The organism is Shigella sp. FC1967 (genome assembly GCF_001743005.1).
In the GTDB taxonomy this organism is placed as follows: Bacteria; Pseudomonadota; Gammaproteobacteria; order Enterobacterales; family Enterobacteriaceae; genus Proteus.
In genome coordinates this window covers 1-9,545 of the sequence record NZ_MIIZ01000344.1, presented here as the reverse complement: position 1 = coordinate 9,545, position 9,545 = coordinate 1, and the positions used below count along the sequence as shown (strand labels likewise).

At 39.2% G+C, this 9,545-nt stretch carries 6 protein-coding genes and 4 pseudogenes; 5 read left to right on the top strand and 5 right to left on the bottom strand.

All coding sequences use genetic code 11. The features are described 5' to 3' along the window. From chbR to BHE89_RS03100, 4 genes and pseudogenes are all read right to left on the bottom strand, one after another. A pseudogene (gene chbR / locus BHE89_RS03115) lies at positions 1–840 on the bottom strand (transcriptional regulator ChbR); the annotation flags it as partial. A gap of 1 nt (position 841) precedes the next feature. Continuing rightward, positions 842–1,190, bottom strand: a pseudogene (chbA, locus tag BHE89_RS03110) (PTS N,N'-diacetylchitobiose transporter subunit IIA). A 61-nt stretch (positions 1,191–1,251) separates the two neighbouring features. Then, entirely contained in the window at positions 1,252–2,610 is a 1,359-nt protein-coding gene (chbC, locus tag BHE89_RS03105; RefSeq protein ID WP_069369490.1) for a PTS N,N'-diacetylchitobiose transporter subunit IIC, read from the bottom strand. Positions 2,611–2,705: 95 nt separating this feature from the next. After that, on the bottom strand, positions 2,706–3,032 hold the full coding sequence (locus BHE89_RS03100; protein ID WP_069369489.1) for a PTS sugar transporter subunit IIB: 327 nt from the start codon (positions 3,030–3,032) through the stop codon (positions 2,706–2,708). Between the two features lie 453 nt (positions 3,033–3,485). Between BHE89_RS03100 and BHE89_RS03095 the strand changes: the two genes are divergently transcribed. The 4 genes and pseudogenes from BHE89_RS03095 to BHE89_RS03080 all read left to right on the top strand — a co-directional run bounded on the left by BHE89_RS03095 (position 3,486) and on the right by BHE89_RS03080 (position 7,166). Continuing rightward, positions 3,486–4,457: a siderophore ABC transporter substrate-binding protein gene (locus BHE89_RS03095; protein ID WP_069369488.1), complete on the top strand. Its 972-nt coding sequence runs from the start codon at positions 3,486–3,488 to the stop codon at positions 4,455–4,457. Then, positions 4,454–5,415 (top strand): annotated as a pseudogene (locus BHE89_RS03090) (ABC transporter permease). Before BHE89_RS03095 ends, BHE89_RS03090 begins: the two are co-directional and overlap by 4 nt. Continuing rightward, positions 5,402–6,409 carry an iron chelate uptake ABC transporter family permease subunit gene (locus tag BHE89_RS03085; protein ID WP_069369486.1) on the top strand — a complete coding sequence of 336 codons (1,008 nt, stop codon included), beginning with the start codon at positions 5,402–5,404 and terminating at the stop codon, positions 6,407–6,409. The pseudogene BHE89_RS03090 and the gene BHE89_RS03085 overlap by 14 nt, the downstream one beginning before the upstream one ends. A gap of 1 nt (position 6,410) precedes the next feature. Then, positions 6,411–7,166 (top strand): iron ABC transporter ATP-binding protein, encoded by a 756-nt coding sequence (locus BHE89_RS03080; RefSeq protein WP_069369485.1) that lies wholly within the window; start codon positions 6,411–6,413, stop codon positions 7,164–7,166. 65 nt (positions 7,167–7,231) lie between these two features. On the opposite strand, the gene BHE89_RS03075 is transcribed toward BHE89_RS03080, so the two are convergent. Continuing rightward, entirely contained in the window at positions 7,232–7,786 is a 555-nt protein-coding gene (locus BHE89_RS03075) for a TetR/AcrR family transcriptional regulator (protein ID WP_069369484.1), read from the bottom strand. An 85-nt stretch (positions 7,787–7,871) separates the two neighbouring features. Here BHE89_RS03075 and BHE89_RS03070 point away from each other — a divergent pair. Continuing rightward, positions 7,872–9,360 (top strand): annotated as a pseudogene (locus BHE89_RS03070) (MFS transporter). Positions 9,361–9,545: the final 185 nt, after the last annotated feature.

The window sequence follows — 9,545 nt, the reverse complement described above, 5'->3', positions numbered from 1 at the left end:
CTGTATAAATTCTTCCGATAACTATTAGGTGTCAGCGATGTTATTTTCTTAAATGTCTTAATAAATAAACTTGGACTGCTGTAACCCGCATCAAAAGCAATATCTGTTATCGAGTAGTTTGTAATTTCCAATTGTTTTTTCGCAAAATTAATTCGAATATCATGAATAATTTGCATTGGTGTTTTATCGTAATAACGCCGAGTTGCTCGGGTTAAATATTCTTGTGATTTCCCTGATAACATCACCATATTAACCAGTGCATTTTCACCAAATTTTTTGTTTGTCATGCATCTCGTTTACAGTGTCTCTCAGCCATAAGGGAATATCGTCTTGCGTTCTGTTTTCTCGATGGTGTCGTAATCTATTCACCACATTAAAGGTGACCATTTCAATAAATTCATTAAATTCAGTATGGCGGAAGTTCAGGGAGCCAATAACAGATTCAATATAGGACAGAAACTCATTTTTCAATTCATAAACTTGTGAAGCAATAAAATAAGAAGGCAATAACGAGAGATAATGTTTATCAAAAAAGGCTTTACTAATTCCCACATTTAAAATACGAGTTGCACCAAAATCATAAAAACTTTGATGATGAGAGCCGATGGGGATAAAAACAAAGTCACCCCGCTCTAATAAAATCTTTTTACCATTAATCTCTTGATAATAGCGTCCTGTTAATACAATGGTGAATTCATAATAATCATGCTGATGCAGCCCACTGACACTCTCTGTTTTATTATAAATAAAGACATGAAAGTTTTTGCCATTAAATAGCTGATCTTCATAGACCATGCGTATTTCGCTTTGTGCTCTCAATGACTCCACCACGGTATTCATCTTATTTTATCTTCTCATGTAACTCGATTAATTCTGTCACTAACTCCCTGGCTAACATCGATGTCATCAAATGATCTTGCGCATGGACTAATACCAAACTGACTTTTGTTTTTCCGACGCCTTGATCATCACCAATTAAACGCGTCTGTATTTTATGTGCTTCATTTAATGCTTCGCGAGATTGCTCCATTAATTTTTTAGCGCCATCAAAATCACCTTCTTTGGCTTTTTTTTAATGCACCATAAGCCACACTACGCGCTTGGCCTGAGTTAATAATGAGCCCCATAATGATCTCTTCAAATTCGTCATCGGTTGCACTGCTATCAACGGCATTTTCAATATCTAACATCATCGTTCCTCTTTAACACTGGCAAGTGCAGAGAAACCTCTGCACTTGTGTTTTCTATCACTTAAAATTTCAACGCATTGGCAATATCTTCTTCACTTTCTTCTTTTTCAATTTCAGTTTGCGCTTTATTTGAAATAATCACGAAAGGAAGATAAATCAGTGTGGCAACCCCCAAGTTAAACAGTGCTAATAACAGTGCCGCAATACTACCGTTGGTATTAAAGAAGGCACCTAGCCCGGTTGGCATTGTCCACGGTGCAATATTTGTTACTGGTGGGATTATCCCTAAGTAATAAGCCGTCACCGTAATTGCAGCAAGAATAGGCTGAATAAGAATAAAGGGAATAAACATGACTGGGTTCATAATCACAGGTAGACCAAAAATAATCGGTTCGTTAATTTGGAATAAACCTGCTGGTAATGCCAGTTTTGCCACTTGGCGATGATCGGCACGACGAGATGCAATAAAGATAGCCAAAATAAGCCCCAATGTTGCCCCTGTTCCCCCTAAGAAGATAAAGGAATCTAACATAGGTTTCGCCCAGAGATGGAACGTTTTACCTGCCGCGAGCGCCGCTTCCACTGAACCGTATTCAGTATAAATTGAGACGTTCTCTAACGCCCAAGGCGTCATAATGCCACTATCAAGTGCTGCAAGTGCAAGAGAACCATGAATACCAAAGAACCACAGTAGAGAGGTGAAGATAACGTAAGCCCAACCCACCACAGAGCCCATTGATGCTAATGGTGTTGAGATAGAATCTAAAATAATTTGATGGAAGTTCGTCTCATACGTCGCTAATCCCCACGAAACGACCCCCATAACTGATAGAATAATAAAGCCGGGAATTAATGCAGAGAATGAGCGTGAAACAGAGGCTGGCACGCTATCTGGTAAACGGATAACCCAGTTGCGACGCACAATAAAGGTAAACATCTCAGCTACAACAAGACCAATAATGATACCAGAAATAATATTGGCACCACCTAACCAGTTAGCACCTACTGCATAAGCGCCACCTGCGTTATAAGGTGTTACGGTCATAAAGGCGGCAATAGAAAGTAAGCCTGCCGCAATTGGATCAACTTTACGCTCTTCAGCTAAAGCCATTCCAATAAAGAAGGGGGCCATCAACGACATGATCCCCAATGTACCGTTATAGACATTCCCTCCTATGGCTTTAAAACCATTGAGTGTTTCTATTGTGGATGCATCAAGGCGGATACCTAAAGAATAAAAAAAGGAGCCATCACCAAAACTAAGAAAGACGTTATTGATAAGTACAAACATTGCCCCTGCAAGGGTTAACGGCATTAAACGAATAAAGCCATTTTTAATCGCATTGACGTGAGGTTGCTTTCCAATTTTAACCGCAAAAGGAAGGAGTACCTTTTCAAGTGAACCAATAAACTTACTCATAGAAAAATACCCTTAAAATGCCGCTAATTGCTCGGCTTGCTGAAAAATTCGCTCTTTGACTGGAATAGAAATAATAAAAAAATAAAAAAATAGAATTAATTTGTTGTTGCAGATGCTTTTTTAATAGAGGCGACAGCGGCTTTTAACACACCTAAACCATCTACTTTTCCATATAACAAAGAATCGATCACTTCGACCGGTTTATTCGGGAGTAATTTTTGGATATCAGGCAACATCCAGCTAATTTGTGGTCCAAGTAAAATCAGATCTGCATCCTGTCCTTTTTGTGCCGCTAAGGTTTCAGGAAATGCTTCAATGACCACGGGTACCTCATATTTTTCTGCTTGTGCTCGCATTTTGGTCACGAGAAGAGATGTTGACATGCCAGCAGAACAAAATAAGTAAATATATTTCTTTTGCATAAAACCCTCTTGAATTGGTAACGATTGACCCTAGAGATAATAAGACTTTCTCTTGTGCATTCATTACTGTGTCAGTACAGAAACCGAAGTAAGATTAAAATAAGGATTGTTTCTGCTTGAATGAAGTATACGCAATGATACTAGTTAACGATATTTCTTATAGGTCCAGAATTGTCTCTCCTTGACCTGCTCTTTTGACACTCTTCACAAATTGAGTAAATAATCTGAAGAGTTCTTTCACGTCACGAAATTTGTCTTTCTTATTAACCGTTATGATCATTCGCAACATTTCGCCATTTTAGTCAAGTTAATTCTTTATTATTATGAGAATGTGAATTAGTATCATTACTCTTTATGTTTTTGATGGTATTATCGTCTTCTTTGTGGATCGACATTTAGGCCACTGCGGTAAAGATCCGTGTTATTTCGTATTGCAACAATATGGGAAAGAGAATGTTTAAAAAGTCATTAAGCCCACTGTTTTTACTGCTTTCTTCACTTGTTATCGCTGGTTGTGATAATGCTCAAGACACATCAACAGCACAATCAGCAGAGAAACAAACTCTCACGATTGAACATTTCCAAGGGACCACTGAAATCCCTGCACACCCACAAAAAGTGGTTGTGATGAATATGGAAACACTCGATATTATTGATGCATTAGGTGTTTCTATTGTGGGTCTTCCACAAACGAATGTTCATTTACCAAAATTCTTAGAGAAATACACCAATCCGAACGACTATATCAATGAAGGTGCATTATTTGAGCCGAACTATGAAAAACTCAGTACAACAGCACCTGATTTAATTTTAAGTGGTAGTCGTGCTCGTGATGCGTATGCAAAATTAAGTGAAATTGCCCCTGCGATTTCGATGGATATCGATCCTAAACGTTTCGTTGAAAGCCTTGCCGAGCGCACAACAACATTAGGTCAAATTTTTGGCAAAGAAGAACAAGCCAAAAAATTACTGGCTGATTTCCATAGCAAAATTGATACCGTAAAAACCAAAACGCCAGACGCAGGTAAAGCAATGGTCGTTTTAGTCAGTGGCGGTAAAATTTCGGCTTATGGTCCAGGCTCTCGCTTTGGCTTTATCTATGATGTATTAGGTTTTGAACCCGCTTATGTTTTTGATAGCCCAGGTTCACACGGCAACATCGTTAACTCTGAATTACTGTTAAAACTTAACCCAGACTGGATGTTTGTTATTGATCGTGATGCCGCAATTGGTCGTGAAGATTCACAACCTGCTCAACAAGTTCTTGATAATGCTCTGGTCAGAAAAGTAAATGCTTGGAATAAAGACCAAGTTATCTATCTTGATGCAAGTTCCATTTATATCTCTGGCGGGATCCAAACATACTCTCGCTTAATGGATACAATTAATCAGGCATTGGATCAAAAAAATAAAGTAACTGAATGAAAACGTTCCATTTATCATTGGGGATAGGCGTCATCGCTATCCTCTCAATGATCAGCCTATTTGTCGGTGCAGGAGATATTACTCCTGCTTCGCTGTTTTCTGATCCCGATATGCGCGATATCTTCTTTATCAGCCGTGTTCCGAGAACCCTATCATTATTACTCGCCGGTGGTGCCATTAGTGTTGCAGGTTTAATCATGCAACTGCTTACGCAAATCGTTTCGTTGAGCCCTCTCTTGCTGGCACAACGCAATCTGCAAGTCTTGGATTATTAGTCGTCATGCTGCTCTTTCCCGCAGCGAGTATCTTTACCAAAATGATGGTCGCCACTGTTTTTGCCCTTTTGGGGACGTTACTATTTATGTTGCTTTTACAAAGGATCACCTTAAAAACAGCGCTAATAGTTCCTTTAGTTGGCATTATGCTCAGTGCGGTTATTGGCGCACTCACCATCTTCTTAGCCGTGTATTTCGATTTACTGCAATCATTAGATGCATGGACAAGTGGCGATTTTTCAAGTGTATTGCAAGGTCGTTATGAACTGTTATGGCTTGTTGGCGCTCTTGCCTTAATGGCATGTTGGGTTGCAGATAGTTTTACTGTGGCTGGAATGGGCCGAGAGTTCTCGATTAACGTGGGACTGAATTACCGCAAAATCATGATCATTGGATTATCCATTATCGCGCTTATCAGTGGTGTCGTGGTTTCTGTTGTGGGTGCATTGCCTTTCCTTGGTTTAATTGTGCCCAATCTGGTGAGCTTAGTAATGGGGGATAATATACGCAAAACCATCCCTTGGGTCTGCTTAAGTGGTGGTGGGATTGTTTTACTGTGTGATGTGATTGGTCGCCTTATTCGCTACCCATTTGAAATTCCTGCCAGCGTTATTTTAGGCGCTGTGGGTGCCGTTATTTTCCTTTTCTTACTACTAAAGCAGCAACGTTATGCAAAAAGTTAATTCATCCATAATTAGCAAATGTACTGGCGCTGCCGAACATAAGAAAATGCGCCTTTCCCCCATGTCTCGTATCTGGTTATTATTAGGGGCATCGTTATTATCTATTGTGTTATTTATGACGATAAACCTAAACGGCAATATCTCTTATATTCTGACGCATCGTGCTTACATTATTCTCACCATGATTGTGGTGGCATTTGCAGCGGGTGTTTCTACTATCCTGTTCCAAACCATTGCCAATAACCGTATTTTGACGCCTTCACTAATGGGATTAGAAGCCCTGTTCGTGTTGCTACAAACGGTGTTTGTCTTCTTTGAAGGCGATATGCCAGCCTCATGGATGCTGAATCTATCAAAGTTTTTCTTAGAATCGACATTGCTAGTGCTATTTTCCGTTGTACTCTACCGCTGGCTGTTTAGTTCTGTACGTTTTAACATCAATTTAGTCCTCATGATTGGGATTATTTTAGGAACACTATTTCGTAGTTCAGCTACGCTATTACAACGCTTGATGGATCCTAATGAGTTTTCCATTTTACAAAGTCGCATGTTTGCCACATTCACTCGTGCCACTCCTGATCTTATCTTTTGTGCCTTAGCCATTATCGTTGTCGTCGGTATCTTACTGTGGCGAATGCGCTATAGTTTTGATGTCATGGCATTAGGCCAAGCAAATGCCATTAACCTTGGTATTAATTACCGCAAACAGACCACTTATATCCTGTTACTGATTTCTGTTTTAGTTGCCGTTTCTACTGCTTTAGTTGGTCCGTTAACCTTCTTGGGTTTAATTGTGGCTAACCTTGCTTATCATATCAGTGGCAGTAGCCAACACCGTTTCTTGATGCCTGTTGCCTTCCTATTGGGGACTATTGCCTTAATCGGCGGACAACTGGTTTTAGAATATGGCTTAAAAATGACAGGAACACTTTCTGTTGTGATTGAGTTTGTTGGTGGGATGTTCTTTATCTATTTGGTGTTAAGAAGACTTTAATATGATTGAAATCAGCAAAATATCAAAACGTTATCAAGACACAACGGTTCTCGATAATATCACAACAACCATTCAACGTGGCGGTATTACTTCGATCATAGGCCCTAATGGCGCAGGTAAATCCACACTACTTTCGGTTATTGGGCGTTTATTACTTCCTGAAAGTGGCATGGTAAGCGTTAATGGTATGGATGTTGCGGCAACAGATAGCGATGTTCTTGCTAAAAATCTCTCAATACTGCGCCAAGAAAACCAGTTTGTCAGTCGTTTAACCGTAGAAGAATTAGTGAGTTTTGGGCGCTATCCTTACAGTAAAGGGCGTTTAACACTCGATGATAAGAAAGTCATTGATGAATCATTAGCCTTTTTAAATTTGACCGAGTTTCGTCATCGCTATCTAGATGAATTATCGGGCGGGCAACGTCAACGTACCTATGTTGCGATGGTGCTATGTCAAGACACAGAATATGTCATGCTTGACGAACCGCTGAATAATCTTGATATGAAACACGCGGTAATAATGATGAAACTTCTGCGAAAAGCGGCGGATGAATTAGGAAAAACCATTATTATCGTTATTCATGATATCAATTTTGCCTCTGTTTATTCTGACTATATTTTAGCCATGCGGAATGGAAAACTGTATTATCATGGTTCACCCAAAGAGATCATGAAAGCAGATATTATCGAAGATATTTTCGATACTCCCGTTGACGTTAAAGAGCTCGATAATAAGCTAATTGCTATGTATTACTAATTCCAACTAGCTTGATTCGCTTCAATAAAAAGCATGTTGTTCTTCTCATTAACAACATGCTTTTTTTATTCTCTTTTTCCTTGCTGAAGTAACACCGAATCAATATCTTCAAAGATAGATTGCCACTCATTATCGTTAATATCCATTAAGCCTAAATAGCGTAATAGGAATGTGCCTTCTGTTGCTAAAAATGCCAATCGTGCACGTTTTCCAGCTTCTGTCGTCGTATCTATACCCGTTAATCGTTGCTGATACCACGCTTTTGTACTTTGCAAATATTCTGGCGTTTGTAGCAATGCCGCTAATAAACTTGCCCCTTTAGCAAAAGAGATTTGATCATGAGCCTGCGTGGCATAAATATGTGCAGCGACGCGATTTTCAGATGAATCATCATTTTTAATAACTTCTTTAAATTTGGTTTCATAACTCTCTTCCCAATGCTCAAACATCGCATCAATCATCGCTTCTTTACTGCTAAAACAGTATTGGACACCCCCTTTTGAAATGCCCATTCTTTTCGCCACTGTATCAATAGTGAGTGCTGCCGCACCTTGTTCCATTACGATATCGAAGATTGTTTCTAACAACTTCTCCCTATCAATGGTTCTTTGACGTCCCATAAAAAACCTCTTTTCAATACGACCGTATGGATTTATATTATAGCTGCTAGTAAAAATAATACACATAAAAATAACTGAGATTTCTATGATAAAAGATTATAAACGTTGGATAGTCTTACTTTTGGTCTCTAGCATGCTGTTTCTCATTGTTGTTGATGTCACTGTGCTTTATACCGCATTGCCACGTTTAACCCATGATTTAAACGCAAGTGCTTCAGAAAAACTGTGGATAATGAACGCTTATCCTCTTATTGTTGCTGGATTATTACCCGCTGCGGGTATGCTTACGGACAGGATCGGCCATAAAACATTATTTATTAGTGGATTACCGCTGTTTGCGCTCGCTTCATTATGTGCAGCATTTTCACCTTCGGCTACTGCTTTAATTGCTTCTCGCGGTTTTTTAGCCGTAGGCGCCGCAATGAGTATGCCAGCAACACTATCAATAGTGCGCCAAGTTTTTTAGCGATCCCCAAGAGCGCGCTATTGCGATTGGTATTTGGTCTGCTGTGGCTTCTGGTGGTGCCGCTTTGGGACCGTTAATTGGTGGAATTCTATTAAACAACTTCTGGTGGGGTTCTGTCTTTTTAATCAACGTTCCCATTGTTCTTTTCGTTTTACCTTTCTCTTTTTGGCTTATCCCTAAGTTTTCGGGACACAGTGATCATAAAATTGATTATTTAAGCTCAGTACTCATTTTAGTGGGTTTGATCAGTGCTATTTATGCCTTAAAAGAAATAGGAAAACCTTATACACAGTGGAATGAAGCTACGATTGCCACTATTATTGCCGTCGTCTTTCTTACTCTATTTACGCTACGCCAACGTCAACAGACTCACCCAATGATTGACTTTACGCTATTTAAAAACCGCTTTTTTAGTGTCGGTATTTTAATGGCTATACTTTCGATGGTGATCATCGTGGGCATTGAATTATTGCTTAGTCAACGTTTACAGCTTGTTGCAGGTTTTACTCCTCTTCATGCAGCGCTGGTTATTTTACCTATTCCGATTGGCTCTGTACTGGCTTCTCCATTAGCAGGTTATTTTTTGGTACGTTTAGGTGAAGTTCGCTTAATTATTGCCGGATTTATACTTACTTTAGTGGGAAATCTGTGGTTACTTGCTGTTTATCAAACAACATCACCCATGGTGTTAATTGGTAGCTTATTCTTCATTGGCTTTGGGTTAGGCATTATTTTTACCACCGCATCGACATCAATTATGTTGAGTGTGGCAGATAACCAAGCAGGAATGGCAGCATCCATTGAAGATGTCGCTTATGAGCTAGGTAGTGTGATTGGTGTAACATTTATGGGCAGTTTGATGAGTACGGTGTATACCTTAAAACTGATATTGCCTGACTCATTAACCATCGATGATACCGTATATGACAGCTTAGATGAGGCGCTTATTGTTGCCGAGAAATTGCCAAATGACGTGGCTTCTCTTGTAATATCTCAAGCAAATATCGCCTTTGAAAATGCTTTTTTTGTCGTGTTAACTGCGACAGCAATGATTACCGCACTTAGCTTGATTTTTTTACCTTATTGCTTACGTAGCACAGTAAGATAAAATGCACTTAATAATAAGTAATTGATAAATAACCTCACGCAATATCATGGTGCGTGAGGTTATTAACTGCAATATTAGATGATATTAAAGCGTAATAATTCCTTTCATTAATAACCCTACTACAACAACATCAAGTAATAATAAAATAACTAAATAAAGTATCTCTTTTGCCTGGAAAATAGGTT